The sequence below is a fragment of the Bacillus sp. BK450 genome (assembly GCF_004364885.1).
In the GTDB taxonomy this organism is placed as follows: domain Bacteria; phylum Bacillota; class Bacilli; order Bacillales; family Bacillaceae; genus Bacillus; species Bacillus safensis.
Window position 1 is genome coordinate 39,957 of the sequence record NZ_SOBQ01000005.1, and the last position, 26,575, is coordinate 66,531.

Consider the following 26,575-nt stretch of genomic DNA (forward strand, 5'->3'; position numbering starts at 1 on the left):
GGGACAGACTAAAGCAAAAGGACATGAAGGGAGTCAGTTGGCTTGAAACAGTTTTTTCAGTTTGATGAGTTAGGTACGAATTACCGCAGAGAGATCATCGGTGGTTTAACCACATTTTTGTCGATGGCTTACATTCTGTTTGTTAATCCGATCACACTTGCATTAGTGTCTGTGCCGGATTTTCCAGATAAATTACGAATTGATCAGGGGGCAGTCTTTACAGCGACGGCGTTAGCTTCTGCTGCAGGGTGTATTCTGATGGGATTGATCGCCAGGTATCCGATTGCGATTGCACCCGGTATGGGTCTGAATGCGTTCTTCGCCTTTTCGGTTGTGCTTGGCATGGGCATCAAATGGGAAGCTGCACTTTCAGGTGTGTTTGTTTCAGGATTGATTTTCGTTGCCCTTTCTTTAACAGGTTTCCGTGAAAAAATCATCAATGCCATTCCGGCTGAGCTGAAGCTGGCGGTTGGGGCAGGTATTGGTTTGTTCATTACGTTTGTTGGTCTTCAAGGCTCTGGCATTATCGCCAATAATGATAATACGCTCGTTTCGCTTGGAAATATTCATAGTGGTCCTGTTCTGTTAACGGTATTTGGTATCGTTGTGACGGTCATTTTAATGGTACTTCGAGTGAATGCAGGTGTCTTCATTGGGATGCTTGTGACAGCTATTGCCGGGATGATTTTTGGTCTTGTGCCAGTACCATCTCAAATTGTGGGAAGTATTCCAAGCTTGTCTCCAACCTTTGGTCAAGCCTTGATTCACTTACCAGAAATTTTCTCCATTCAAATGCTTGTCGTGATTTTAACGTTCCTATTCGTTGGGTTCTTTGATACAGCTGGTACACTTGTGGCTGTGGCAACACAGGCTGGTTTAATGAAAAATAATGAGCTGCCTCGTGCAGGAAGAGCGCTTCTGGCGGATTCTTCTTCTATTGTTGTAGGTTCTATTCTTGGTACATCTACAACGACATCTTATGTTGAATCTAGCTCAGGTGTTGCTGCTGGTGCGCGTTCTGGTTTTGCAGCTGTCGTCACAGGCATTTTCTTCTTGCTTGCGATGTTCTTCTCACCACTTTTATCCATCGTTACATCGAATGTGACAGCACCTGCTTTAATCATTGTCGGTGCGCTGATGGTTGCTCCGCTGGCGAAGATTGCATGGGATCGTTTTGAAATTGCGGTACCAGCTTTCTTAACGATGATTATGATGCCACTGACATACAGTATTGCAACAGGGATTGCGGTTGGCTTTATTTTCTACCCGATTACGATGATCTTTAAAGGGAAAGCGAAAGAAGTACATCCAATTATGTACGGATTGTTTGTCATCTTTATTCTATATTTTGCTTTCTTAAATCATTAATTGAACATTTGAAACAGCAGCTCATGGAAGCTGCTGTTTTTTGTTAAAAAAATCAAAACATAGTTGACTTATAGGAATTATGTGTTTATGATAAAAAGACATAATTCGCTGATTGGATCACCAAAGGCGCTTTGATTTCCTTTTTTAATAGAAGGTTTCAGGGTGCCTTTTTTTCTTGCAGACATTCAAAAGGGGAGGAGATGTCTTTTGTCACGCTGGCTTCGACAGGTGATTGAACGAAAAAAGCAGGTGCTGATTCAAAAGCTCCTTTTATGGGGGCATGAAGAAAAACAGGAAGCGCTCATGCATTATACAATTCATGAGCTGGAAAATGAGGTTCTCTATTTAAAAGAGCGAAAACAAAAATAGGGGGATGAGCGATGGATGAACAAAAGCTGAATTATATTTTATCTGCCTTAAAAGGGATCGACTATGGATCAGTGGTCATCACCATTCATAATGGACATATTACACAGGTTGATACGACCAAGAAGACTCGGTTCCCCGCTCATCAGGAGAATCTCCGGGTCCAGCAAGGAAAGCGGAGTCAATATCGTTGACCATGAATTTCAACATTGATAAAAAGCTGATGGAGGCCGTCAGCTTTTTTGTTTTGTCTTATTTTCTCTCCATTTTAAAACCTCTGCTGCCTTTTATCCGTCTATTCGTATGAACGTCAAGGAATCTTGACTGAATAGAGAGACTCCGCTACTTTAAGAGGAGTCATCCGAACAGTTCATGCACTTTTAGCACTGTAAGGATTGGATAGGAGTTGATATGAGATGTTAGAGAAAGATCAAGATCAGGGGACATCTGAAAAGAAAAATGAAGAGTCATCAATAGATCAAGAAACAAGGCAATCCCGCCTCAGCCGCAGCGCTGCAAAACGTGGAAGAATCTCAAAATCAGCGGATGATGAGCGTTCAGCTATCCAGCGTATACTGCAAGGTGTAGGAGGCGCGTTTAAGCGTTATGGTTCATATGGACTGGCGATGTTAAAATCACCGAGCCAGGCCATCAATCAAGCGGAAACATTGCGTATGAAGTACGCCTGGATCTCGATTGTGTTATTCAGCGTGTTTTTTGCTTTAGGCAACTATGTTCAATTAAAGGCGTCAAAGACCCGTTTATTAGGCTTTGGCATTCATTATTCTTTTGGTGACGCCTTTTTGAGGATTGCGGTCTTTACACTCATTTTGTTGACATTGATGATGCTTACCGTCTGGATGCTCGGAAAGTACATGCTAAAAGGCAACATATCACTGAAAGAAGTGATCATGAAGTTTGGTGCTGCGCTTGTGCCGGTGTTGGTTTTATCCATCCTTTGGCTTGTATTTGCCATGCTGAATATTCCATATGTGACCGTCATAATATCCGTAATGATGTTTGTCGGTCTTCAGTTGATTGCGGTCGTGCTCTTTCGCTCGATTCAATCGGAGCATGATGCCGTACGTGGAGATTTGATGTATGCAGGCTGGGTCTTTTTATTGGTTGAGCTTGTCATCATTGCGCTGCTCTGGGGCATAGTCGGGGAGTATTTGATTCCATCACTTGTTCCTGTTCGATTCGGATAAAATACACTGAAAACCTCCTTTTTTGAAAAAGGGGGTTTTCATGTTGAGAAGAGAAAAAAACGGGTAAACTCTTGGTAATAAAGACCACCCTTGTTGTCGAAAGATATATGTGTTTTGATCGCGTAAATTTGATTGTATCAAGGTATGTTCTCTAGTAGAATATGGGGTGCTTTATTTGATTTTTTAGTGCAGGGGGTTCGAATCGTGCTTCAACAACTTTTATCCAATGCGTTCACCATGGTTTTAATCATTTTAGTGATTAATATTGTTTATGTTTCTTTTTCCACCATGCGTTTGATTTTAACGATGAAAGGCAGACGATACGCAGCTGCTTTTGCGGGTACGATCGAAATGCTCATTTATGTCATTGGGTTAAGTATCGTTTTAGATAACTTAGATCAAATACAAAATGTCATTGCGTATGCGCTAGGTTATGGGATGGGAATCATTGTCGGGATGAAAATTGAAGAGAAGCTGGCACTTGGCTACACAACTGTTAACGTGATCACAAAAGAATTGGATGTCGATCTTCCAAGACAATTGAGAGAAAAAGGATATGGTGTCACCAGCTGGGTAGCAGGCGGTCTTGAAGGAGACCGGACAGCACTGCAAATTTTAACACCGAGAAAATATGAACTGCAATTATATGAAACGATTAAGACGCTGGATTCAAAGGCATTTATCATTTCATATGAGCCCAAATCGATTCACGGCGGCTTCTGGGTGAAGGCTGTGAAGAAAAGGAGAATTAAAGAATGACCGCAAAACCAAAGAAGAAAAAATTCTATGTGGAAGACAACATGACGATTGATCAAGTGTTGTCCCAGATGGCAGCGGAAGGCTACTCGCCTGTCCGTCGAATGGAGGAACCGATTTTTCAAGAAAAGAAGGAAAATGGGTCGATTCAGATCATTCCGATTGGGAAAAAAATCGTATTTGAAGGAAAAATAGTCTAAATCCGAACATTAAAACGACGACTTCATAGATTGTTCGATAAATCCGTTGACATCATGAACATCCGTTGTTAAGATAAACATGAAATCAAAACACGAGCCTCATATAATCTTGGGAATATGGCCCATAAGTTTCTACCCAGTTACCGTAAATGACTGGACTATGCAGGATAGTGAACAAAACTGACATGGCGTTTCAAAAGCGAACAGCGCTTACCATGGCCCGGTTTGTGTTGCTTCCTAACATTGCAATACAGACCGGGTCTTTTTGTTCGGCGTTTGACAAGCTGCTTAGGTTTGGGAAGCGTGTCAAACGATACAAAATCGAATATCAGCTTAAAGGTGGGGACAAAATGAAGCCGCTTGTAGGTGTCATCATGGGAAGTACATCTGATTGGGAAACAATGAAAAATGCGTGCGACATCTTAGAGGAATTAAACATTCCGTACGAAAAACAGGTAGTATCCGCACACCGGACACCTGACTTGATGTTTGAATATGCGACTGAAGCAAGAGGTAAAGGACTAAAGGTCATCATTGCCGGTGCTGGAGGCGCAGCACATTTACCGGGGATGGTCGCAGCAAAAACGACACTGCCGGTCATTGGTGTGCCTGTACAATCAAAGGCACTAAACGGGCTGGATTCTTTATTATCCATCGTTCAAATGCCAGGCGGTGTACCAGTTGCTACAGTAGCAATTGGCAAAGCCGGTGCAACAAATGCGGGCCTTCTTGCCGCACAAATGATTTCAGCATTTGATGAAACGATCGCAGCTCGCCTTGAAGAAAGAAGAGAGCAGACAAAACAGACTGTACTAGAAAGCAGTGATCAGCTTGGCTAAGCAGACCATTTTTCCAAACGCAACCATCGGGATCATTGGCGGCGGACAGCTTGGCAGATATATGGCTGTCAGCGCAAAGCAAATGGGGTACCGGGCAGCAGTTCTAGACCCAGTCGCACAATCTCCTTGCGGACAGGTTGCCGATAAAGAAATCACAGCCGCTTATAGTGACCTTGAAGCGATTCGAAAGCTGGCAGACATCAGCGATGTGGTGACTTATGAGTTTGAAAATATTGATTATGATGCACTCGATCAGCTGAAGGAAGAAGCCTATTTACCACAAGGAAGCGACCTTCTCCTTTTAACTCAAAATCGTGAGACCGAGAAAAAAGGAATTGTAGACGCAGGCTGTGAAGTAGCGCCTTACCGCATCATTCATGATGAAAAAGAGCTGGAAGACGCAGTGGACGTGCTCGGTTTGCCAGCCGTGCTGAAAACATGCAGAGGCGGCTACGACGGAAAAGGACAGTATGTCATTAAAGAAAAAGGACAGCTTCAGGAAGCAGCTGCACTGCTCACACATGGAACTTGTATTTTAGAAAGCTGGGTTCCATTCCAAATGGAGCTATCAGTGATTGTCACTCGTTCTGTTCATGGAGAGATTGCAGTATTCCCAGTCGCTGAGAACATTCATAAGCATAATATTTTGTTCCAAAGCATTGTACCTGCAAGGGTAGAGAACCGCATTCAGGAGAAGGCGAAAGAACTGGCAACAACACTGGCTGAAAAGCTGGGGCTGGTTGGTACTCTTGCTGTAGAACTGTTCCTGACAAATGACGGAAAGCTGCTCGTGAATGAACTGGCACCACGCCCGCATAATTCTGGTCATTATACACTCGATTTATGTGAGACAAGTCAGTTTGAACAGCACGTCCGCGCTATATGTGGTCTGCCGCTTGGCGGTACAGCCCTTTTATCAGAGGGAATGATGGTGAATTTATTAGGCGATGAAGTGGACATTCCAAAAGAGCATCCTGAGCTTCTCAAAGAAGCGAAGCTTTATCTATATGGAAAGCATGAAGTAAAAGCCGGCCGCAAAATGGGGCATATGACGTTTATGAAACAGCTCGATGATGAATGGATGACAAACATCACAAAGATATGGACTGAAAGAGATGGAGGAAACGGGAAATGATCGAACGTTACGCACGACCAGAAATGTCAGCAATCTGGACAGAGGAAAACAAATTTAATGCATGGCTTGAAGTAGAAATTCTCGCTTGTGAAGCTTGGGCAGAGCTTGGCGTCATTCCGAAAGAAGACGTTGTGACAATGCGCAAAAATGCAAGCTTTGATATTGGACGTATTCTGGAGATTGAACAAGACACGCGCCACGACGTGGTTGCCTTTACGCGTGCTGTATCTGAATCTCTAGGAGAAGAAAGAAAGTGGGTTCATTACGGATTAACATCGACAGACGTAGTGGATACGGCGCTTTCATATCTATTAAAACAGGCGAATGATATCTTGCTCAAGGACATTGAGAGATTTGTTGACATACTAAAAGAAAAAGCAAAAGAGCACAAATATACCGTCATGATGGGCCGTACACACGGTGTACACGCTGAACCGACAACATTTGGCCTGAAGCTTGGTCTTTGGTACGAAGAAATGAAGCGTAACCTAGAACGTTTTAAACAAGCAAAAGCTGGCATTGAATACGGCAAAATCTCTGGAGCTGTTGGCACATATGCGAACATCGACCCGTTTGTTGAGCAATATGTATGTGAGAAGCTTGGCATCAAAGCTGCACCAATTTCAACCCAAACCTTGCAGCGTGACCGCCATGCAGATTACATGGCTACTCTTGCTTTAGTCGCAACGAGCATTGAGAAATTTGCTGTTGAAATTCGTGGTCTTCAAAAGAGTGAAACACGTGAAGTAGAAGAGTTCTTTGCCAAAGGACAAAAAGGATCATCAGCGATGCCGCATAAGCGTAACCCAATCGGTTCTGAGAATATGACGGGAATTGCCCGCGTGATTCGTGGATATATGCTGACAGCTTATGAAAATGTACCACTTTGGCATGAGCGTGATATTTCTCATTCATCTGCTGAGCGCATCATTTTACCAGATGCAACGATTGCACTGAACTATATGCTCAACCGTTTCTCAAACATCGTGAAAAACTTAACGGTTTTCCCTGAGAACATGAAACGCAACATGGACCGCACACTTGGCTTAATTTACTCACAGCGCGTTCTTCTTGCATTAATTGATACAGGCATGGCACGTGAAGAGGCATATGACACGGTTCAGCCAAAGGCAATGGAAGCGTGGGAGAAGCAAGTGCCGTTCCGTTCATTAGTAGAAACAGAAGAAAAAATCACGTCACGTTTAACACCGGAACAAATCGCTGACTGCTTCGATTACAACTATCATTTGAAAAATGTCGATATGATTTTCGAACGTCTAGGTCTTGCGTAAGAAATGGGCCGCCTGCTTGACAGGCGCCCAATCCTGAAAATTGCCAACATTCAAATTAGGAGGCCAACCTGAATGACTGTGAAACAAGAACTTCTCTACGAAGGCAAAGCGAAAAGAATCTATCAGACCGATGACGAGCATATTTTATATGTCGAATATAAAGACTCAGCTACAGCATTTAACGGCGAAAAGAAAGCCGAAATCGAAGGCAAAGGCAGACTGAACAACGAAATTTCGAGCTTAATCTTTCAAATGCTGCATGAGAAAGGAATCAACAATCACTTTGTGAAACGCCTTTCTGAAACAGAGCAGCTCATTCAAAAGGTACAGATTGTTCCGCTTGAAGTGGTTGTACGAAATGTGGTGGCAGGCAGTATGTCAAAACGCCTTGGCATTCCAGAGGGAACGAAACTGGACACACCTTTGATTGAGTTCTACTACAAAGATGATGCACTCGGCGATCCGCTCATTACAGAAGATCATATTCGCATCTTACATGCAGCGACACCTGAGCAGGTCGAGGAAATGAAACAGATCACAAGACAAGTGAATGAAGAGTTAAAGCAAATCTTCTCAGACTCCCATGTGAATTTAATTGATTTTAAGCTTGAATTCGGAATAGATCACGAGAATCGTATTTTGCTAGCTGATGAGATTTCACCTGATACGTGCAGGCTTTGGGACAAAGATACAAACGAAAAGCTTGATAAAGATGTGTTCAGACGAAACCTGGGCGGCTTAACGAATGCATACGAAGAAATTTTCAAAAGACTTGGAGGCCATAAACATGTATAAAGTGAAAATTTTTGTCAGCTTAAAAGAGAGCGTTCTTGATCCACAAGGAAGTGCCGTGCAGCACGCTTTGCACAGCATGTCTTATCAGGAAGTAAAGGATGTCCGTATCGGGAAATACATGGAGCTTGTCATTGAAAAATCAGATCGTGATTTAGACACAGTCGTCAAAGAAATGTGCGAAAAATTACTTGCCAACACGGTGATTGAAGATTACCGCTATGAGGTGGAGGAGGTTGTCGCACAGTGAAGTTTGCAGTGATCGTCTTGCCTGGCTCTAACTGTGATATCGATATGTACCATGCGATTCAAGATGAGTTAGGTGAACAAGTTGAATATGTATGGCACGACGAAACGAGTCTTGACGGATTTGACGGTGTACTCGTACCAGGCGGTTTCTCTTATGGGGATTACTTAAGATGTGGTGCGATCGCCCGCTTCTCAAACATCATGCCGGCAGTGAAAAAAGCAGCTGAGGAAGGAAAACCTGTTCTTGGTGTTTGTAACGGGTTCCAAATTCTTCAGGAGCTTGGCATTCTTCCGGGTGCGATGAGACGAAATAAAGACTTGAAATTTATCTGTCGTCCAGTTGAACTCATTGTAGAAAACAACGAAACGCAATTTACAAGCGGTTATCAAAAAGGCGAATCCATTACGATTCCTGTAGCGCACGGTGAAGGCAACTTCTACTGTGATGAAGACACTTTAGCGAAGCTCATTGAACGCGGCCAAATCGCTTTCACTTACGGAGACGATATTAACGGCAGTGTGAATCGTATTGCAGGTGTAACGAATGAAGAGGGCAATGTACTCGGCATGATGCCGCACCCTGAGCGCGCGGTTGATTCATTACTAGGCAGCGCAGACGGACTTAAATTGTTTCAATCTATCGTGAAAAATTGGAGGGACACTCATGTCACTACTGCTTGAACCAAGTCACAAGCAAATTAAAGAAGAGAAATTGTATCAGCAAATGGGATTGAGTGATGAAGAATTCGCTTTAATCGAATCCATTATTGGCAGGCTGCCAAACTACACAGAAACGGGCATTTTTTCTGTCATGTGGTCAGAGCATTGCAGTTATAAAAACTCAAAGCCTGTTTTAAGCAAATTCCCGACAAAAGGAGAGCACGTCCTTCAAGGTCCTGGGGAAGGCGCTGGGATCGTTGATATTGGAGACAACCAAGCGGTTGTATTTAAAATCGAATCACATAACCATCCATCTGCGATTGAACCGTATCAAGGAGCGGCGACAGGTGTCGGCGGAATTATCCGTGATGTATTCTCCATGGGTGCGCGTCCAATTGCTGTATTAAACTCTCTTCGTTTTGGTGAACTGACTTCACCGCGCGTGAAGTACTTGTTTGAAGAAGTAGTGGCAGGGATCGCAGGCTATGGAAACTGTATCGGAATTCCAACAGTCGGCGGAGAGGTTCATTTCGATCAAAGCTATGAAGGCAACCCGCTCGTAAATGCAATGTGTGTTGGATTAATCAACCATGAAGACATCAAAAAAGGGCAGGCCAAAGGTGTCGGCAACACGGTCATGTACGTTGGTGCCAAAACGGGACGTGACGGAATTCACGGTGCAACATTTGCATCTGAGGAATTTTCTGATGAATCAGAAGAAAAACGCTCAGCAGTTCAAGTCGGTGATCCGTTCATGGAAAAACTGCTGCTTGAAGCGTGCCTTGAAGTCATCAAAAACGATGCACTCGTTGGAATTCAGGATATGGGAGCGGCTGGCTTAACAAGCTCAAGTGCGGAAATGGCGAGTAAAGCAGGTTCTGGTATCGAGATGAATCTAGATCTCATCCCGCAGCGTGAAACTGGCATGTCAGCATACGAAATGATGCTGTCTGAATCTCAAGAGAGAATGCTTTTGGTCATTGAAAAAGGCCGTGAACAAGAAATCATTGATATTTTTGAAAAATACGATCTTGAAGCGGTATCAGTCGGTCATGTGACAGACGATAAAATGCTTCGTTTACTTCATCAAGGTGAAGTGGTATGTGAGCTTCCTGTTGATGCCCTTGCAGAAGAAGCGCCGGTTTATCACAAGCCATCAAGTGAGCCTGCATACTATCGTGAGTTTTTAGAAACAAAAGTTGAAGCACCTGCTATCACAGATGCAGCCGACACGTTAAAGCAGCTTCTCCAGCAGCCAACAATTGCAAGTAAAGAATGGGTTTATGACCAATATGACTACATGGTTCGGACAAATACAGTCGTTGCACCAGGCTCTGATGCGGGCGTTTTAAGAATCCGCGGAACGAAAAAAGCCCTTGCGATGACAACCGATTGTAACGCACGTTATCTCTACCTTGATCCAGAGGTCGGCGGGAAAATCGCAGTCGCAGAAGCAGCACGTAACATTGTGTGCTCAGGCGCTCGTCCGCTTGCAGTAACAGATAACCTGAACTTCGGTAACCCCGAAAAACCAGAAATTTTCTGGCAAATTGAAAAATCTGCTGACGGTATTAGTGAAGCGTGCCGCAAGCTAAGCACACCAGTTATCGGTGGTAACGTCTCTTTATATAACGAATCAAATGGAACAGCGATTTATCCAACACCAGTTATTGGGATGGTTGGTTTGGTTGAAGATACAGCTCATATTACGACGCAGTCGTTCCAGCAGGCTGGCGATGTGATTTTCGTCATTGGTGAGACGAAGGAAGAATTTGCAGGCAGTGAGCTTCAAAAGATGACAGAAGGCCGTATTTACGGAAAAGCACCAGAAATTGATTTGGATGTAGAGCTCACGCGTCAGGAAGCCCTTCTTGCTGCGATTCAAAACGGACTTGTTCAATCAGCTCACGATGTGTCTGAAGGCGGTCTTGGTGTAGCACTTGCTGAAAGTACATTTGGAACAGACGGTCTTGGCGCTCATATCCAAATTGATTTAAACAGTGAAGCTTCATTATTCAGTGAAACACAGTCACGTTTTGTCGTCACAGTGAAACCAGAGCACCGCGAAGCATTTGCTGCGGCTGTCAAAGATGCGAAAGAAGTTGGAACGGTCACAAATGATGGGGTATTCACTGTCAAAAATCAAGAAGGACAACAATGGATTCATGCAGCGGTCAACGAGCTTGAACGCGCATGGAAAGGAGCGATCCCATGCTTGCTGAAATCAGAGGCTTAAACGAAGAGTGTGGCGTCTTTGGGGTTTGGGGACACGAAGAAGCCCCGCAAATCACATATTACGGATTGCATAGTCTTCAGCACCGAGGACAAGAGGGTGCGGGAATCATTGCAACAGATGGTGAAAACCTGACGGCACATAAAGGCCTTGGACTGATTACGGAAGTCTTTCAAAACGGTGAGCTAAAGGATTTGAAAGGAAAAGGTGCGATCGGACACGTTCGGTATGCGACAGCAGGCGGAGGCGGCTTTGAAAATGTGCAGCCCCTCTTCTTCCGCTCGCAAAACAACGGCAGTCTTGCCCTTGCTCATAATGGGAACTTAGTGAATGCAACGCAATTAAAGCAGCAGCTAGAGAACCAGGGGAGTATATTCCAAACATCTTCTGACACTGAAGTGCTTGCTCATTTAATTAAGCGCAGCGGCTATGTTGAATTGAAAGAGCAGATCAAAAATGCCCTGTCCATGCTTAAAGGCGCATATGCTTTCTTAATTATGACGGAAACAGAAATGATTGTGGCTCTTGATCCGAACGGCTTACGTCCGCTTTCACTTGGTATGCTTGGGGACGCGTATGTTGTTGCTTCTGAAACATGTGCATTTGATGTTGTCGGTGCCACGTATTTACGAGATGTTGAGCCTGGAGAAATGCTGATCATTAATGATGATGGCCTGAAATCTGAACGCTTCTCCATGAACATTAACCGCAGCATGTGCAGCATGGAATACATTTATTTCTCAAGACCTGACAGCAATATCAATGGCATCAACGTGCATAGTGCGAGAAAGAACCTTGGCAAAAAGCTTGCCGAGGAAGCGCATGTCGAAGCAGATGTTGTGACAGGTGTACCAGATTCGAGTATTTCTGCAGCGATTGGATATGCCGAAGCAACAGGTATTCCATATGAGCTCGGTTTAATTAAAAACCGTTATGTCGGCAGAACCTTTATCCAGCCGTCTCAAGCATTGCGTGAGCAGGGCGTGCGCATGAAGCTGTCAGCTGTGCGCGGGGTCGTCGAAGGAAAACGTGTCGTGATGGTCGATGATTCCATCGTACGCGGAACTACGAGCCGCCGCATTGTGACGATGCTAAGAGAAGCGGGTGCGACGGAAGTCCATGTCCGCATTAGTTCACCGCCTATCGCACATCCTTGTTTTTATGGAATTGATACGTCCACACATGAAGAGCTGATTGCTTCTTCTCATTCAGTGGAAGAAATTAGACAGGAAATCGGTGCAGACTCCATTGCATTTTTATCTGTAGACGGTTTAATGGACGGGATTGGCAGGAAGTATGATGATCCTCAGCGCGGTCAATGTTTAGCATGCTTTACTGGGAAATATCCGACTGAAATTTATGAAGATACTGTTCTTCCGCATGTGAAGGAAACAGCACTGACGAAATAATCGAATAAAGGAGCAGCAGTCAAGATGATTTGATATGCTGCTCTTTCATTCTGCTGAAAATAAATGGAAGAGAAGCAGCTAAAAGGAGTGAATGGGATGTCAGAAGCATATAAAAACGCCGGTGTCGACATCGAAGCAGGATACGAAGCCGTCAAACGAATGAAAACACACGTAGAACGTACAAAAAGAGCAGGTGTCATGGGTGCTCTAGGCGGATTTGGCGGTATGTTTGATTTATCTGAGCTGCCATACAAAAAGCCCGTTCTTGTCTCAGGAACAGATGGTGTCGGAACAAAATTAAAGCTTGCCTTTTTAATGGATCAACACGATACGATCGGCGTAGATGCCGTGGCAATGTGTGTGAACGATGTGCTGGCACAAGGGGCAGAACCGCTCTTTTTCTTAGATTACTTAGCAGTAGGAAAAGCAGATCCGTTAAAAATTGAATCAATCGTCAAAGGTGTTGCTGACGGCTGTGAGCAGTCTGGTTCAGCGCTTGTCGGCGGAGAAACAGCAGAAATGCCGGGTCTTTACACAGAAGATGAATATGATATTGCTGGTTTTTCAGTAGGCGTCGTTGAAAAGGATGAAATCGTCACAGGAGAGAACATCCAGGAAGGGCATTTGCTGATTGGACTCAGCTCTAGCGGAATTCATAGCAATGGTTATTCTCTTGTACGAAAAGTATTGCTTGAAGATGCGGGTCTAGATCTTCACCAAACGTATGAACCTTTTACAAGACCGCTTGGAGAAGAGCTTCTTGAACCGACCAAAATTTATGTGAAGCCTGTTCTCAAACAAGTGAAAGCCGGCAAGATTGACGGCATGGCACATGTGACAGGCGGCGGCTTTATTGAAAATTTACCGCGTATGCTGCCTGAAGGGCTTGGCGTTGAGATTGATAACGGCTCATGGCCAGTACCGCCAATTTTCTCCTTTATTCAAGAAAAAGGACAGTTAAAGGCAGAAGAAATGTTCAACGTGTTTAATATGGGCATTGGTTTTGTCTTAGCGGTAAAAGAAGATGACCTTGTCGAAGTGATCAGAGGACTTGAAAAAGACGGAGAGAAAGCATTTCTCATCGGCCGTGTTCAAAAAGGAGAAGGTGTCACATTCGGCGGTGGAAGCCTCTCATGAAGAAGTTTGCGATCTTCGCCTCTGGAAGCGGGACGAATTTTCAAGCCATTATAGATACATTAAAAAAAGAACAGTGGCAGGCAGAGGCCGCCATTGTGATTTGTGATAAACCGGGTGCAAAGGTGCTGGAGCGTGCTGAGAAAGAGGGCATTCCCTCCTTTGCCTTTACACCGAAGGCTTTTCCGAATAAAGCCGCTTTTGAACAAACGATCATTGAACAGCTTAGGCTGCATGAAGTGGAATGGATTTTCCTTGCTGGGTATATGAGACTGATTGGTCCGACATTACTTGAAGCATTCAGAGGGAAAATTGTCAATATCCACCCGTCCTTGCTGCCAGCCTTCCCAGGGCTGGATGCCATTGGACAAGCCTATCAAGCAGGCGTCAAAGTGGCGGGTATCACCGTCCATTTTGTCGATGAAGGCATGGATACAGGTCCGATCATTGACCAAGCGTCGATTTATATCGAACAAGGGGAAGAGCTTGAATCGATTGAAAAAAGAATGCATGAACTAGAACACACACTATATCCAAAAGTGATCAAATCACTTTTAGAATTATCTTAATGAGGTGACGAAGGCATGACGATCAAACGCGCATTAATCAGTGTTTCCGATAAAACGAATCTTGTACCTTTTGTGAAAGAATTAACAGAACTTGGCGTTGAAGTGATTTCAACTGGAGGTACACATAAGCTTCTTCAAGAGAACGGCATTGATGTCATTGGAATTTCAGAAGTCACTGGATTCCCTGAAATCATGGACGGACGACTCAAAACACTTCACCCGAACATTCATGGCGGACTTTTAGCAGTGAGAGAAAACGATGAGCATATGGCACAGATTGAGAAGCATGGCATTCAGCCGATTGATCTTGTTGTCGTGAATCTCTATCCTTTCAAAGAGACGATCTCAAAAGACGATGTGACGTATGAAGAGGCGATTGAAAACATTGATATTGGCGGACCGGGAATGCTTCGTGCGGCATCAAAAAACCACCAAGACGTCACAGTGATTGTCGATCCTCGTGACTATGATACAGTCATCCAGCAAATCAAAGAAGGCGGCGTGTCACTCGAGAAAAAACGTGAGCTCGCTGCAAAGGTATTCCGTCATACGGCTGCATACGATGCTCTGATTGCGGATTACTTAACAAATTTTGTGGGCGAAACAGAGCCAGAACAGTTCACTGTCACGTTTGAGAAAAAACAATCCCTTCGTTATGGAGAAAACCCGCACCAAGCGGCGACTTTCTATGAAAATGCTCTTCCAGCCAAAGGTTCTTTGGCTACTGCAAAGCAATTACATGGAAAAGAACTTTCCTATAACAATATTAAAGATGCAGATGCAGCACTCCAAATCGTACGTGAATTCACGGAGCCGGCAGCTGTCGCTGTGAAGCATATGAACCCGTGCGGCGTTGGTACAGGAGAAACGATTGCAGAAGCATTTGACAGAGCATTCAAAGCAGATGAGACGTCTATTTTTGGCGGCATTGTGGCACTTAACCGTGAAGTAGACAAACAAACGGCTGAGGTGCTGCATACGATTTTCTTAGAAATTGTCATCGCCCCATCGTTCAGCCAAGAAGCGCTTGACGTGTTAACGGCGAAAAAGAATCTTCGTCTATTAACATTAGATGTAGAAGCGGATCTCGGGAAAAAAGAAAAGCAGCTGACAAGTGTCCATGGCGGACTGCTTGTTCAGGATATTGACACGTACGGCTTAGAGGAAGCAACGATTTCTATTCCAACGAAAAGAGAACCAACAGAAGACGAATGGAAAGACTTAAAGCTTGCTTGGAAAGTAGTCAAGCATGTGAAATCAAATGCCATTGTCCTTGCGAAAGATCAAATGACAGCAGGAATCGGTGCTGGTCAAATGAACCGCGTGGGCTCAGCTAACATTGCAATTGAGCAAGCTGGTGAAAAGGCAAAAGGAAGCGCACTAGGCTCTGATGCATTCTTCCCAATGGGCGATACAGTGGAAGCTGCTGCAAAGGCAGGCGTCACAGCGATCATTCAGCCAGGCGGATCTATTCGTGATGAAGAATCGATTCAAAAAGCAGATGAATACGGCATCGCCATGGTCTTCACTGGCGTTAGACATTTCAAACATTAAGGGGATGACAGTGTGAACGTATTAATTATCGGCAGAGGTGGAAGAGAGCATACCATCGCATGGAAAGTGAATCAAAGTGAACTTGTCAGCCAAGTATTTGTCGCACCCGGCAATGATGGAATGACAGATGCTGCGAAGCTTGTACCAATCGACGAAGGCGATCATGAGTCATTAATTCGTTTTGCAAAAGAAAACGAAATCGGCTTAACCATTGTCGGTCCAGAGGTCCCTTTAATCGCAGGTGTCGTTGATGCATTTGAAGAAGCAGGTCTAAAAGTATTTGGACCGAATGCAAAAGCTGCGGTCATTGAAGGCTCAAAGGAATTTGCAAAAGACTTAATGAAGAACTACGATATCCCAACAGCCGCTTACGCTGCCTTTACATCGTTTGAAGAAGCAAAGGCATATGTGGAAGAAAAAGGTGCGCCGATTGTCATTAAAGCAGACGGGCTTGCCGCAGGAAAAGGCGTCACAGTGGCTATGACGCTTGAAGAGGCGGTCGATTGTCTGCATGATTTCTTAGAGGATGAAAAGTTTGGCGATGCAAGTGCATCTGTTGTCATCGAAGAATTTTTAACAGGCGAAGAATTTTCACTCATGGCTTTTGTCAACGGGGAAAAGGTGTATCCGATGGTGATTGCGCAGGATCACAAACGGGCCTTTGAAGATGACAAAGGGCCGAACACTGGCGGAATGGGCGCTTATTCACCAGTTCCGCAAATTTCAGATGAAGTGGTTCAGAAAGCTGTGGAAGATGTTGTCAAACCGGCAGCTCGCGCGATGGTGCAGGAAGGGCGTCCATTTACAGGCATTTTATATGCAGGTTTAATGCTGACACCAGAAGGCTCAAAGGTGATTGAATTCAATGCACGCTTTGGCGACCCTGAAACGCAGGTGGTTCTCCCTCGTCTTGAATCAGATCTAGTCCAAGTATTCCTCGATATTCTTGATGGAAAAGATGTGGACTTACAGTGGAAAGACACTGCGGCTGTCAGTGTGGTTCTTGCATCAGAAGGATACCCAGAAGACTATGCAAAAGGCACACCGATCGGTGCCTTGCAAACGACTGTGTCTGATGTTGTGACCTTCCACGCAGGAACAAAAAAAGAAAACGATCAATTCGTCACAAATGGCGGCCGTGTAGCAAATGTAACCGCATTTGACGACACATTTGAAGCGGCAAGATCAAGAGTGTATGAAGCGGTTGAAGAAATCATACAGCCAGGTCTATTTTATCGCCGTGACATCGGTGCCCGTGCGCTGAAAGCTGCGGGGAAAAACGTTTAATCAAAACACCTTTCTATCTGACGAGATGGAAAGGTGTTTTTTGTTCATGAGAAGGGATGCCGGCGGAATATGAAGAAGTAGTATGGGATGACGAGTTTATGAGGAGGCAGCATGGTCATTCAAGGAATCATTCTATTTGCAATCGTGTTACTTATTTTATTTGTACTGTTCTCAAATCTCATCATGTATGAAGCGAGAAAGCAAAACAAAGCCAAAAAAGGCTCAGCCATTCGGTATATGATCATGTCGATTTTTTCTGGTATCGTCATTGTTTCATTTTCCATTTGGATTTTTTTATTAGCTGATTATAAGAGAGGATGAGTATATGGTGCAATTGAAGGAACTTGCGAACGAGCGTTTTTCTGCCTCGATCTGTATTGATTCATTTAATGAGCGAATCCGTTTGGATGACTACAGCGGCAGGGTGCGGGATGTGATTCAGTCGGTTCTTCAGGAAGCTGCAGACTCCAAGGCTTCTAAGGTCATTGTGAAAGTCAGGCGTGAGCATATGCCTCTTTTTTTAGAAAAAGGCTTTCGGCTTGAAGGCGTGTTTTCTCATTATTTTCTTGGAAGTGATGCGTACGGCATGTCGCTCTTTCTGATGGAGGATCGGATGAACAGCCCGTATTGGCTGAAGGAAGATGAAATTGTTGCGTCTATTCAGGAAAAGCCTCTCAAAAAAGACCAAGGCACGTGGCAGGATGAGTATGTGATGAGGAAAGCGGATACGCAGGATATTCACAAGCTGGCAAAGCTCTATGATACCGTTTTTGAAACGTATCCTACGCCAATGAATGAGCCAGATTACATCCAAAAGGTGATGGAGGAAGGGACCGTCTTTTATGCCGTTGAACATGACGGTCACATTGTGAGTGCAGCATCCGCTGAAATCAATCTACCGTATGGTCATGCGGAATTAACAGATTGTGCGACCCTTCCATCATACAGAAAACTAGGATTCATGCATCATTTGATTCTAGCACTCGAAAAGGAACTTCAATCCATGCACATTTATGTCTTTTATTCTCTTGCACGTGCACTGTCCTATGGAATGAACCAAGTGTTTTATCAGCTCGGCTATACGTATACCGGGCGTTTCCAAAACAACTGCTATATTTTTGACAAAATTGAAGATATGAATCTATGGGTGAAAACGCCAAATGAATCATGAAATGGTTCTCATCTGATCAAGCAGACCAGATAGGCGGTACGCCATGATACTGAGCTGCAGCTTCATCCGATCATCTGTGGATTTGAGGCTGCAGCCTGTTCTCGTTTCAATTTGTTTCAGCCGGTAGCTTAATGTATGCCTGTGAATAAACAATTCTCCCGCAGATTTTTGAATATTTTCATTGTGTGCCAAATACACTTCGAGTGTATGGATCAGGTCAGCCCCCTGTTTTTTCGTATAAAGCAAGGGACTCAACAGCTCCACGTAAAAGTCATGCAAATTCATACCCGCTTCATTCATTTCAAGCAGCATCCCGTATAAGCCGAGCTTTTGATAATGAATGATGCATTCTTCTGTCTTTAAAAGCGGAAGAAGCCTTGCTGCATACTGCGCTTCCTTCGCGCTTTTTGAAAAGAGACCGATCTGGTCATAGGCTCTCCCAATGCCAATCACAATCGGATGGACGGGAAAAAAATAAGACCAAGTGCTCCGGCACTCTTCTGCTGCACGATACCACTCTGCTTCTTGAAACGCTTTTTTTTCTGCTGGTGTAAGAACAAAAATAGAATCGAGCCTTGTCTTTAGTAAATAAGGAATATGTCTGCGTTCAAATATCGACGTGAGCAATTGAGATAGACGCTGCATCATTTGGTGATCGAGCTGTGTGTGCTGATGCTGAAATTGAAAGTAGATGACCACCTGCTCATCGCTCATATCGTATTGCAGCTTTGTTGCCTGTTCGACCACATAGCTTTCTTCTGTGTATTGCTGCTGCAAAATATCATCTAACAAATGACCTTGCATTTGGTTTTCTGTATCTTGAATGGCTTTTTGCTTCAGCCATTCAATCGCATACACCGCCCCGGCATGCTCGATGGCAATCGCATCGAGATGATGCCATGCTTCCTTTTTCTTCAAAGACACAATAAACCCGAAAATATCACCCATCGCAATCACCGGACATGCAGCAAGGACAAACGCACCGCACGTGTCATAAACGAGCCTTCCTTTCTCCTCAGCCTGCTTGAGAAGAGGCATCGTTTCGATTGGTTCATGATCTGTCAAAAAGCCAACAGCAGGAGAGTACGTCACTTCATCTTTTATGAGATGAGCTGCGGTTTGATGTAAAAAAACATCTAGCACAACGATGTTCGCCGAAGTGAGGTGTGCCAGCTCATCTGTAATTTGTGTGACATTTTTATTGCTGACATTTAAATGGGTCAGTCTTTGATGAATGGCTGAAGAATATTTAAGCTGATGGAGCTGGCTGCTGACGATTTGCTCTAGGACGGCTTTTGTAATGTCTGAGAAGTTGACATGTGAAGGAATCTCGATGAGTGGAATGCCGCTGCTTTTGGCAGCTTCGATCAGTGATGCCGGAATTTCCGTTAAGTATACGCCTTTATAAATCGCAATGGCCGATAGACGTTGAGATTGAATCAGCTCCTCAAGCCGGGTGCGCCTTTCCTGATTGTCTGCAAGCCCAAAGCCGGTTGTGACGAGCAGTTCCCCTTCTGAAAGCCTTGAAGTATCTTCGATAATTTCCACGATGGTCACCCACTGAATGAGGCGGTCCAGTCCATTTTCCCCAGCAAGCAGCTTTGTTTCCTTCATGATATCGAGCGAGAGTGCATCTTTGACGAGAATCGCCATAGACTCATGACCTCCTTTTGAACATTCTTATACACGATGTATAAAAAATGCGTGTGAAATTCGGGCATGTGGCGAATGGAGGATGACTGCCCTCTTGATTAAGCTAATCTTATAACAAGTATACAAAATTTTCTTGCGATTCATGAAAAAAGAAAGATGCAGCTGCTGACGAGAGAGGGAGGAATGACAAAGTGGAGACCCGGGATTACTTAATCAAACCGATGTTGAATCAGCATTATCCTGTGGCTGTGAAAGGAGAGGGGATTTATTTATATGATCGGGACGGGAAAAAATATTTAGACGGCTCATCGGGTGCTGTCACGGCAAGTATTGGACATGGCATACGAGACATCATTGATGCCATGACAGAGCAAGCGGAAAAGGTGAGCTTTACGTACAGGTCACAATTCACAAATGAACCAGCAGAAGAACTTGCCTATGAATTGAGTACGCTCTGCCCAGGGAACCTGAACTGGTCTTTTTTTGTCGGAAGCGGATCAGAGGCAACAGAGACCGCCATGAAAATTGCCATTCAGCATTGGCAGGAGCAGGGGAAGGCTGAGAAGAATCACATCATCTCAAGATGGATGAGTTATCACGGCATCACACTCGGTGCGCTGTCGATGTCAGGACATATTGCAAGGAGAGAGCGCTTTGAACCACTGCTCGAAAAACACCCGGTGCTGTCTCCGCCATACAGCTATCGTTCGTGGCTGCCAAAGGAAGAAAGCAAGCAGGTCGAATGGTATGTACAGGAATTTAAAACTGTCATCCAGCGTATAGGAAAAGAGAGGATTGCGGCTTTTATTGCAGAGCCGATTGTTGGAGCAGCGGGCGCGGCGCTTGTTCCGCCAGATGGATATTTTGCGGCGATGAAGCGAGTTTGTGAGGAAAACGATATTTTAATGATTGCAGATGAAGTCATGACAGGCTTTGGACGAACTGGGAAAATGTTTGCCATGGAACATTGGGGCGTCGTACCAGATATTATGGTACTCGGAAAAGGCATGAGCGCCGGCTATTCACCGATTGCGGCAGCTGTCTCAGCGGATCATGTGATTGCACCGATTCTCAGTGGTTCGGGCTCTGTGATGGCAGGCCACACTTATAGCGGCAATCCGCTTTCAGCAGCCGTCTCACTGGCTGTCATTCGATATATGAAAAAACATCAGCTTTCAGAACGGGCTGATCTGTCTGGACGATATTTAATGAATGCTTTAAAGAATTTGCAAACAAATCATTCCATTATAGGAGATGTGAGAGGAAAGGGACTGCTCATTGGCATTGAATTTGTCGCAGACCGATTATCGAAAACACCATTTCCTGCTCATGCTCAAATGACACATTTAGTTGTGGAGACGGCCAAGCAAAATGGTTTGCTTGTTTACCCAGCAAGCGCTGGAGAGGATGGTGTGGGAGGTGCAGCGGTTATGATCGCACCGCCACTTTCCATTACGCAGCAGGAGATGGATGAACTGATTCATTTATTCGGGCAGACAATGACGCAGGTCGAGCAAGAAGTCATCAATCGAGGGTTTTTCCCATCTGCCATGTAGGGAGGAAAGATGATGAACAAAACAGCGAACTTTGATCAAGTCATCACGCATTTTAGAGACGGAATGACCATTATGTTTGGCGGCTTTGGCGGTGTGGGGTCCCCGCCATCATTGATCGATGCCATTCTAGAAGCCAATATTAAAGACCTGACATTGATCGGAAACGATGCAGGCTTCCCGCAAATCGGTGTTGGCAGGCTGATCACAGAAGGAAGAGTGAAGAAAATCATTGCTTCACATATTGGCTCTAATCCAATTGCCGGGCAGAAAATGCAGGCAGGGACACTAGACGTTCTTTTTTACCCGCAAGGCATCCTAGCGGAAAAGATCAGGGCAGGCGGAATGGGTTTAGCGGGCATTGTGACAGATGTCGGCATGGATAGTCTCAATCTTGATGAGAAACAATTGGTTCAGCTGGATGGAAAGAAGTATATCCTTGAGCCTGCACTGACTGCGGATATCGCGATTGTGAATGCCCTCAAAGCAGATGAAGCAGGCAACCTGATTTTTGATAAAAGTGCACGGAATACAAACCCGATTGTGGCGATGGCAGGAGACTGGACCATTGCGGAAGTAGAAGAGATTGTGCCTGTGGGCGGGCTTCATCCAGAGGAAATCGTCACGCCAGGCGTATTTGTGAACCAGATCGTGCAATCAAAAGGAGTGAACTGGACATGGGCATGGGAGACATCGATTTAAGACACCGCATAGCCAAACGCGCGGCACAGGAAATTGAAGATGGCATGATTGTGAATCTTGGGATCGGCATCCCGACCCTTGCAGCTGAGTACATCCCAGCACATTACGAGGTGTGGCTGCATGCAGAAAACGGCATTATGGGAGCAGGCGCTTCACCAGCACGAGGGGAAGAAGACCCGAATTTGTGCAATGCCGGGGGTTTTCCCATTACGTTAACAAAAGGCGGATCATATATGGACAGCACAACCGCTTTTGGCATCATTCGCAAAGGGATGCTGGATATGACCATTTTAGGTGCACTTGAAGTCAGCAGTCATGGGGATCTTGCCAATTGGATTGTGCCAGGGAAACGTGTGCCGGGAATGGGTGGAGCCATTGAACTTGCGCAAAAAGCGAAAAAGGTGGTGGTCGTGATGAGCCACCTTGATAAACATGGACAATCTAAGATAAAAGCGGCCTGCACGCTGCCTTTAACTGCTAAGTCTTGTGTGGATCTGATTATTACGGATATGGCAGTCATTGAGGTCAAATCACAGCTGCTCATTTTGCGTGAAGTCATGCCGCCGTATCAGCCGGAAGATGTCATGAGGGCGACAGAGGCGCCGCTCATTTTAGCGCCTGATGTCAAATCTGTTGTGTAGAAAGGATGACTGACTTGCAGCCAACCACACGTATCAGAAACTGGATGAAAGAGCATAAGGAGGAAGCCGTGACGCTTCTTCAGCAAATGGTGCAATGTGACAGCACACAAGGAAATGAGCAAGAAGTACAGCAAATCGTAGCAAATAAACTTTCTGCCATCGGCTTTGATGTTGACGTATGGGACATTGACGGAGATGACTTGCTGAACCATCCGTATTTTTATTCCCCGAGGCGTTCCTTTAAAGGAAGCCCTAATGTCGCCGGACGATTGAAAGGTAAAGGCGGAGGTAAATCTATTTTATTAAATGGACATGTGGATGTTGTGCCGGCAGGAGATCACAAACAATGGACATATCCGCCCTACAGCGGGCATATCATAAACGGGAGACTTTATGGACGCGGGGCAACAGATATGAAAGGTGGAAACGTTTCTTTACTCTTTGCACTTGAAGCACTGCATGCGCTTCAGATTCCGCTGAAGGGAGATGTCTTGTTTCATAGTGTTGTTGAAGAAGAGAGCGGCGGCGCAGGCACCCTTGCAGCCATACTGAGAGGATATACAGCAGATGCAGCCATCATTCCAGAGCCAAGTCATATGAAAATCTTTCCGATTCAGCAAGGATCTAAATGGTTCAGACTGCATATTAAAGGAAGGGCTGCTCATGGCGGAACAAGATATCACGGCGTTTCTGCTATTGAAAAGAGCACGATAGTCCTTTCACATATAGCGGAACTTGAAGAAGAAAGAAATCAGCGAATCACTGAGCCGCTGTTTCAGCATATCCCAATCCCGATCCCAATCAATATCGGGAAAATTCAAGGCGGTGATTGGCCATCCTCCGTAGCAGACCTTGTCACAATGGAAGGCAGGCTCGGGGTGATGCCGGGTGAAACGGTAGAACAGGCAGAGAAGGAATTAGAAAATTGGATGGCAGGACTCGGAGAAAAAGATGAATGGTTTCAAGAGCATCCTGTTGAGGTCGAATGGTTTGGTGCAAGATGGCTTCCGGGTTCAATCGATACGGATCATCCGCTTTTAGGTTTATTGAAGGAACAATATGAAGCGGTCATGAAGCAGCCGCCGAAAATCGAAGCCGCCCCTTGGGGAACGGATGGCGGATTACTGTCACAGGCGGCTGGTATTCCGATCATCGTGTTTGGACCTGGAACAACGGAGCTTGCCCATTTTCCGAATGAATCCATCGACATTGAGCATGTGATAGAAGCAGCAGAAATTATTGCAGGGACAATAGTAGAATGGTGTGAAGCAGCGGAATGAGATGAAAATGATCACAAAAAAAGAAGGCTGCCTTACTCAGCCTTCTCTTTATGTGTGTCCTGCTGCTCACACATGTATGTCACTGGACAAAAACGAAGAATGCCAGATCCCAGTTTCATACCGCCAAACATGATGCCCAAAAGCAGCATTTTAATCCATGGTTTTCTAGCATATAAGGATCCAGCCGCAGTACATATTGTCATTCCGCAGGCAATTCTAATGAGCGCTTCCATTAAGCCGAGATTAGGTTTCATTGAAGGTGAATCTCCTTTTTTAAATTATTTTAAGTGTGATTTCAAGAAATTGTAACGTTTCATTAATGCGTAACGTAGTTCGTTATGTTACGATAGGGCTAATACAAATGAAGGAGAGTATGTGAATGTCCGAACGTACTTTTAATTGGAGAAACAATGACATCCGCACACAAATCGATGTAGTCGACTCAAAAATAGTTCCAACACTCCTTTTAACGAATGGACTCGTGCTTAACCCGTTTTTGAAGCAATGGGTGAAGGCAAATATTTGGATACATGATGATCGAATTGTTTATGTCGGAGCAGAGCTTCCTCAAAATAAATCAGCTAAACGTGTGATTGATTGTGAAGGGAAATACATTGTGCCTGGGTATATAGAGCCTCACGCGCACCCGTTCCATATTTATAATCCCCAATCACTTGCAGAATATGTGTCTCAATTTGGCACAACAACGATGGTCAGCGATAACTTATTTCTTCTTTTGCAAAGCAATGAAAAGAAAGCGCTTTCCACTCTATGTGAATTAAAAAAGCAGCCATTTCAGTATTTCTGGTGGTCCAGATACGATCTTCAAACGGAAGTCAGATATGAAGATGAGATGCTGCCAGTCAACTACCGGAAGGAATGGATTGATCATCCTGACGTCCTCCAAGGCGGCGAATTAACAAGCTGGCCAAGATTGATGGACGGTGATGATCTCATTTTATATTGCATGCAAGAAACGAAGAAGCAGAGAAAACGAATTGAAGGGCATTTCCCAGGAGCTTCTGAGAAAACGCTAACAAAAATGAAGCTGTTTGGCGCGGACAGTGATCATGAAGCGATGAATGCGGACGATGTGTTAAAACGCTTGTCCCTTGGCTATCATGTTTCATTGCGGCATTCTTCCATCCGCCCAGATTTAGTGAACATTTTAAGAGAACTGCATGAGCGTGATTTTAGACACTATGACCACTTTTTCTATACAACAGATGGTGCTGCTCCTCACTTTTATGAGGAAGGCATGATTAACCGTTTGATTTCGATTGCCCTTGAAGAAGGCGTGCCGATCATTGATGCGTATAATATGGCGACATTTAACATTGCAAAATACCATCAAATCGATGATTTATTAGGCGTTGTTGGCCCAGGCCGGCTGGCTTCTATAAATATTTTAGATGATCCAATGAACCCAAATCCTGAAACGGTGATATCTAAAGGGGTTATTCTCAAATTAGATGGCGAGAACCAGCATCAATTCCAAGAAACAAAATGGGAAAATGGCGGGCTTCTTCCATTAGATTTAAGCTATGACCTCACGATGAGTGATTTGCAATTCTCTATGCCGCTAGGTGTCAAGATGAGAAATGCCGTTATTATGGAGCCTTATACAGTGGAAATTGATAACTCAATCAACCAGCTGTCATGTGACCATGATCAAAGCTTCTTTAGCCTGATTGACCGAAAAGGCGAGTGGCGTGTGAATACGATGCTAAAAGGGTTCGCAAATAAAGTGCAGGGCTTTGTCAGCTCATTTTCGCTCACCGGTGACATTTTAGTGATCGGGAAAAATAAAGAAGATATGATGCTGGCACATAAGCGGATGAAAGAAATTGGCGGAGGAATCGTACTCACAGAGAACGGGAAAATTTTGCACGAAATCCCGCTGCAATTATCAGGCTGTGCATCGGCTGAACCATTTGAGACTGTTCTTCAGCAGGAACAAACATTACGCGAGCTGCTCATTGAGCGCGGCTATCCATTTGACTGTCCAATTGATACACTTGTCTTTTTCCAAAGTACACATTTGCCGTATATTCGAGTGACACCAAGAGGAATATTTGATGTCATGAAAAAAACTGTACTCTTTCCGTCTATAATGCGTTAAAATATAACAGAGTGGAGCTGTATCATCTTTGCTGGATTTCTGACTGCTGTTATAGGGCAGAAGTGAGCCATGGTTCTCTTCACTGCCATGTAAGTGATCATGATCTTATGTGGAGCTGTTGACAAAGCAGAGGGCTTTGACATGACGAATGAAGTACTCTAATTGTAAAATGAATTTGCCGGTTACGCTGACCGGCCAACATATTTTGAATAACCCGAGCAAGGCGGGGCGCATATTTGTGGTCTCGCCGAGCTTTCTGCAAAGCCTGTATATGAGGGCAGAAGACCTAACCAAGCAGAAGTCATCTTTATACTGGAAGCAAACAAGTTTGTCAGATTGTCATACAAGGAAAATGACAGAACTTGTCGAATTTGTTTACGATAAAGAAGCTTCGGCTTACGA

27 protein-coding genes and 1 riboswitch are annotated in these 26,575 nt (G+C 44.6%); of the genes, 25 read left to right on the forward strand and 2 right to left on the reverse strand.

The window, feature by feature from the left end:
* The first annotated feature begins 42 nt into the window (after nucleotides 1–42).
* From EV579_RS15865 to ablB, 20 genes are all read left to right on the forward strand, one after another.
* Nucleotides 43–1,368, forward strand: coding sequence for an NCS2 family permease (locus tag EV579_RS15865; RefSeq protein ID WP_024424502.1), 1,326 nt, complete (start codon nucleotides 43–45; stop codon nucleotides 1,366–1,368).
* Nucleotides 1,369–1,575: 207 nt separating this feature from the next.
* Nucleotides 1,576–1,737, forward strand: a complete 162-nt coding sequence (locus EV579_RS19040; protein ID WP_166644707.1) for a hypothetical protein — start codon at nucleotides 1,576–1,578, stop codon at nucleotides 1,735–1,737.
* An 11-nt stretch (nucleotides 1,738–1,748) separates the two neighbouring features.
* Nucleotides 1,749–1,928: a YezD family protein gene (locus EV579_RS15870; protein WP_024424503.1), complete on the forward strand. Its 180-nt coding sequence runs from the start codon at nucleotides 1,749–1,751 to the stop codon at nucleotides 1,926–1,928.
* 222 nt (nucleotides 1,929–2,150) lie between these two features.
* Nucleotides 2,151–2,942, forward strand: coding sequence for a hypothetical protein (locus tag EV579_RS15875; protein ID WP_133744809.1), 792 nt, complete (start codon nucleotides 2,151–2,153; stop codon nucleotides 2,940–2,942).
* A 204-nt stretch (nucleotides 2,943–3,146) separates the two neighbouring features.
* On the forward strand, nucleotides 3,147–3,701 hold the full coding sequence (locus EV579_RS15880; protein WP_024424505.1) for a DUF2179 domain-containing protein: 555 nt from the start codon (nucleotides 3,147–3,149) through the stop codon (nucleotides 3,699–3,701).
* On the forward strand, nucleotides 3,698–3,898 hold the full coding sequence (locus EV579_RS15885; RefSeq protein WP_012009137.1) for an NETI motif-containing protein: 201 nt from the start codon (nucleotides 3,698–3,700) through the stop codon (nucleotides 3,896–3,898). The genes EV579_RS15880 and EV579_RS15885 overlap by 4 nt, the downstream gene beginning before the upstream one ends.
* A 79-nt stretch (nucleotides 3,899–3,977) precedes the next feature.
* Nucleotides 3,978–4,079: riboswitch (purine riboswitch) on the forward strand.
* Between the two features lie 169 nt (nucleotides 4,080–4,248).
* Nucleotides 4,249–4,737, forward strand: a complete 489-nt coding sequence (gene purE, locus EV579_RS15890; RefSeq protein WP_039183007.1) for a 5-(carboxyamino)imidazole ribonucleotide mutase — start codon at nucleotides 4,249–4,251, stop codon at nucleotides 4,735–4,737.
* Nucleotides 4,730–5,872, forward strand: coding sequence for a 5-(carboxyamino)imidazole ribonucleotide synthase (gene purK, locus EV579_RS15895; RefSeq protein ID WP_133744810.1), 1,143 nt, complete (start codon nucleotides 4,730–4,732; stop codon nucleotides 5,870–5,872). Before purE ends, purK begins: the two co-directional genes overlap by 8 nt.
* Nucleotides 5,869–7,164 (forward strand): adenylosuccinate lyase, encoded by a 1,296-nt coding sequence (gene purB / locus EV579_RS15900; protein ID WP_133744811.1) that lies wholly within the window; start codon nucleotides 5,869–5,871, stop codon nucleotides 7,162–7,164. Before purK ends, purB begins: the two co-directional genes overlap by 4 nt.
* A 72-nt stretch (nucleotides 7,165–7,236) precedes the next feature.
* Nucleotides 7,237–7,959 carry a phosphoribosylaminoimidazolesuccinocarboxamide synthase gene (gene purC / locus EV579_RS15905; protein WP_133744812.1) on the forward strand — a complete coding sequence of 241 codons (723 nt, stop codon included), beginning with the start codon at nucleotides 7,237–7,239 and terminating at the stop codon, nucleotides 7,957–7,959.
* Nucleotides 7,952–8,206, forward strand: a complete 255-nt coding sequence (purS, locus tag EV579_RS15910; protein WP_003214349.1) for a phosphoribosylformylglycinamidine synthase subunit PurS — start codon at nucleotides 7,952–7,954, stop codon at nucleotides 8,204–8,206. Before purC ends, purS begins: the two co-directional genes overlap by 8 nt.
* Nucleotides 8,203–8,886: a phosphoribosylformylglycinamidine synthase subunit PurQ gene (purQ, locus tag EV579_RS15915; protein ID WP_024424510.1), complete on the forward strand. Its 684-nt coding sequence runs from the start codon at nucleotides 8,203–8,205 to the stop codon at nucleotides 8,884–8,886. The genes purS and purQ overlap by 4 nt, the downstream gene beginning before the upstream one ends.
* A complete protein-coding gene (gene purL, locus EV579_RS15920; protein ID WP_044335226.1) occupies nucleotides 8,870–11,101 on the forward strand; it encodes a phosphoribosylformylglycinamidine synthase subunit PurL in 2,232 nt (743 codons plus the stop codon). Before purQ ends, purL begins: the two co-directional genes overlap by 17 nt.
* Nucleotides 11,077–12,507, forward strand: coding sequence for an amidophosphoribosyltransferase (purF, locus tag EV579_RS15925; RefSeq protein ID WP_133744813.1), 1,431 nt, complete (start codon nucleotides 11,077–11,079; stop codon nucleotides 12,505–12,507). Before purL ends, purF begins: the two co-directional genes overlap by 25 nt.
* Before the next feature lie 96 nt (nucleotides 12,508–12,603).
* A complete protein-coding gene (gene purM / locus EV579_RS15930) occupies nucleotides 12,604–13,644 on the forward strand; it encodes a phosphoribosylformylglycinamidine cyclo-ligase (protein ID WP_133744814.1) in 1,041 nt (346 codons plus the stop codon).
* Nucleotides 13,641–14,210: a phosphoribosylglycinamide formyltransferase gene (gene purN / locus EV579_RS15935; protein WP_095407892.1), complete on the forward strand. Its 570-nt coding sequence runs from the start codon at nucleotides 13,641–13,643 to the stop codon at nucleotides 14,208–14,210. The genes purM and purN overlap by 4 nt, the downstream gene beginning before the upstream one ends.
* Before the next feature lie 15 nt (nucleotides 14,211–14,225).
* The gene (gene purH / locus EV579_RS15940) at nucleotides 14,226–15,764 is read left to right on the forward strand and encodes a bifunctional phosphoribosylaminoimidazolecarboxamide formyltransferase/IMP cyclohydrolase (protein ID WP_025092624.1); all 1,539 of its coding nucleotides are present in this window, start codon (nucleotides 14,226–14,228) and stop codon (nucleotides 15,762–15,764) included.
* 12 nt (nucleotides 15,765–15,776) lie between these two features.
* Nucleotides 15,777–17,051, forward strand: a complete 1,275-nt coding sequence (purD, locus tag EV579_RS15945; RefSeq protein WP_046314136.1) for a phosphoribosylamine--glycine ligase — start codon at nucleotides 15,777–15,779, stop codon at nucleotides 17,049–17,051.
* A 111-nt stretch (nucleotides 17,052–17,162) separates the two neighbouring features.
* Nucleotides 17,163–17,372 carry a hypothetical protein gene (locus EV579_RS15950; RefSeq protein ID WP_133744815.1) on the forward strand — a complete coding sequence of 70 codons (210 nt, stop codon included), beginning with the start codon at nucleotides 17,163–17,165 and terminating at the stop codon, nucleotides 17,370–17,372.
* 4 nt (nucleotides 17,373–17,376) lie between these two features.
* Nucleotides 17,377–18,222, forward strand: a complete 846-nt coding sequence (gene ablB, locus EV579_RS15955; protein ID WP_133744816.1) for a putative beta-lysine N-acetyltransferase — start codon at nucleotides 17,377–17,379, stop codon at nucleotides 18,220–18,222.
* On the opposite strand, the gene EV579_RS15960 is transcribed toward ablB, so the two are convergent.
* Nucleotides 18,217–19,875 carry a PucR family transcriptional regulator gene (locus tag EV579_RS15960; RefSeq protein WP_133744817.1) on the reverse strand — a complete coding sequence of 553 codons (1,659 nt, stop codon included), beginning with the start codon at nucleotides 19,873–19,875 and terminating at the stop codon, nucleotides 18,217–18,219. The two genes, ablB and EV579_RS15960, sit on opposite strands and share 6 nt — an antisense overlap.
* A gap of 191 nt (nucleotides 19,876–20,066) precedes the next feature.
* Between EV579_RS15960 and EV579_RS15965 the strand changes: the two genes are divergently transcribed.
* Genes EV579_RS15965 through EV579_RS15980 form a run of 4 tightly spaced genes read left to right on the forward strand, consistent with a single transcriptional unit; the run spans nucleotide 20,067 to nucleotide 24,051 of the window.
* Nucleotides 20,067–21,431, forward strand: a complete 1,365-nt coding sequence (locus EV579_RS15965; RefSeq protein WP_044335239.1) for an aspartate aminotransferase family protein — start codon at nucleotides 20,067–20,069, stop codon at nucleotides 21,429–21,431.
* A 12-nt stretch (nucleotides 21,432–21,443) separates the two neighbouring features.
* Nucleotides 21,444–22,130 carry a CoA transferase subunit A gene (locus tag EV579_RS15970; RefSeq protein WP_034282829.1) on the forward strand — a complete coding sequence of 229 codons (687 nt, stop codon included), beginning with the start codon at nucleotides 21,444–21,446 and terminating at the stop codon, nucleotides 22,128–22,130.
* Nucleotides 22,106–22,771, forward strand: a complete 666-nt coding sequence (locus tag EV579_RS15975) for a 3-oxoacid CoA-transferase subunit B (RefSeq protein ID WP_133744818.1) — start codon at nucleotides 22,106–22,108, stop codon at nucleotides 22,769–22,771. The genes EV579_RS15970 and EV579_RS15975 overlap by 25 nt, the downstream gene beginning before the upstream one ends.
* Before the next feature lie 14 nt (nucleotides 22,772–22,785).
* The gene (locus tag EV579_RS15980) at nucleotides 22,786–24,051 is read left to right on the forward strand and encodes a peptidase (protein WP_133744819.1); all 1,266 of its coding nucleotides are present in this window, start codon (nucleotides 22,786–22,788) and stop codon (nucleotides 24,049–24,051) included.
* A gap of 32 nt (nucleotides 24,052–24,083) precedes the next feature.
* On the opposite strand, the gene EV579_RS15985 is transcribed toward EV579_RS15980, so the two are convergent.
* Nucleotides 24,084–24,305, reverse strand: a complete 222-nt coding sequence (locus EV579_RS15985) for a YgaP family membrane protein (RefSeq protein WP_133744820.1) — start codon at nucleotides 24,303–24,305, stop codon at nucleotides 24,084–24,086.
* Between the two features lie 125 nt (nucleotides 24,306–24,430).
* Here EV579_RS15985 and EV579_RS15990 point away from each other — a divergent pair, with 125 nt between their 5' ends.
* Nucleotides 24,431–26,173, forward strand: a complete 1,743-nt coding sequence (locus EV579_RS15990; RefSeq protein ID WP_025092632.1) for an adenine deaminase C-terminal domain-containing protein — start codon at nucleotides 24,431–24,433, stop codon at nucleotides 26,171–26,173.
* Nucleotides 26,174–26,575 lie beyond the last annotated feature (402 nt).

Coding starts and splice junctions, on each gene's coding strand:
- EV579_RS15870 (WP_024424503.1), top strand. CDS start 1,749: ATGGATGAACAAAAGCTGAATTATATTTTATCTGCCTTAAAAGGGATC.
- EV579_RS15875 (WP_133744809.1), top strand. CDS start 2,151: ATGTTAGAGAAAGATCAAGATCAGGGGACATCTGAAAAGAAAAATGAA.
- EV579_RS15885 (WP_012009137.1), top strand. CDS start 3,698: ATGACCGCAAAACCAAAGAAGAAAAAATTCTATGTGGAAGACAACATG.
- purE (WP_039183007.1), top strand. CDS start 4,249: ATGAAGCCGCTTGTAGGTGTCATCATGGGAAGTACATCTGATTGGGAA.
- purB (WP_133744811.1), top strand. CDS start 5,869: ATGATCGAACGTTACGCACGACCAGAAATGTCAGCAATCTGGACAGAG.
- purC (WP_133744812.1), top strand. CDS start 7,237: ATGACTGTGAAACAAGAACTTCTCTACGAAGGCAAAGCGAAAAGAATC.
- purS (WP_003214349.1), top strand. CDS start 7,952: ATGTATAAAGTGAAAATTTTTGTCAGCTTAAAAGAGAGCGTTCTTGAT.
- purL (WP_044335226.1), top strand. CDS start 8,870: ATGTCACTACTGCTTGAACCAAGTCACAAGCAAATTAAAGAAGAGAAA.
- purF (WP_133744813.1), top strand. CDS start 11,077: ATGCTTGCTGAAATCAGAGGCTTAAACGAAGAGTGTGGCGTCTTTGGG.
- purM (WP_133744814.1), top strand. CDS start 12,604: ATGTCAGAAGCATATAAAAACGCCGGTGTCGACATCGAAGCAGGATAC.
- purN (WP_095407892.1), top strand. CDS start 13,641: ATGAAGAAGTTTGCGATCTTCGCCTCTGGAAGCGGGACGAATTTTCAA.
- purH (WP_025092624.1), top strand. CDS start 14,226: ATGACGATCAAACGCGCATTAATCAGTGTTTCCGATAAAACGAATCTT.
- EV579_RS15950 (WP_133744815.1), top strand. CDS start 17,163: ATGGTCATTCAAGGAATCATTCTATTTGCAATCGTGTTACTTATTTTA.
- ablB (WP_133744816.1), top strand. CDS start 17,377: ATGGTGCAATTGAAGGAACTTGCGAACGAGCGTTTTTCTGCCTCGATC.
- EV579_RS15960 (WP_133744817.1), bottom strand. CDS start 19,875: ATGGCGATTCTCGTCAAAGATGCACTCTCGCTCGATATCATGAAGGAA.
- EV579_RS15970 (WP_034282829.1), top strand. CDS start 21,444: ATGAACAAAACAGCGAACTTTGATCAAGTCATCACGCATTTTAGAGAC.
- EV579_RS15975 (WP_133744818.1), top strand. CDS start 22,106: ATGGGCATGGGAGACATCGATTTAAGACACCGCATAGCCAAACGCGCG.
- EV579_RS15985 (WP_133744820.1), bottom strand. CDS start 24,305: ATGAAACCTAATCTCGGCTTAATGGAAGCGCTCATTAGAATTGCCTGC.
- EV579_RS15990 (WP_025092632.1), top strand. CDS start 24,431: ATGTCCGAACGTACTTTTAATTGGAGAAACAATGACATCCGCACACAA.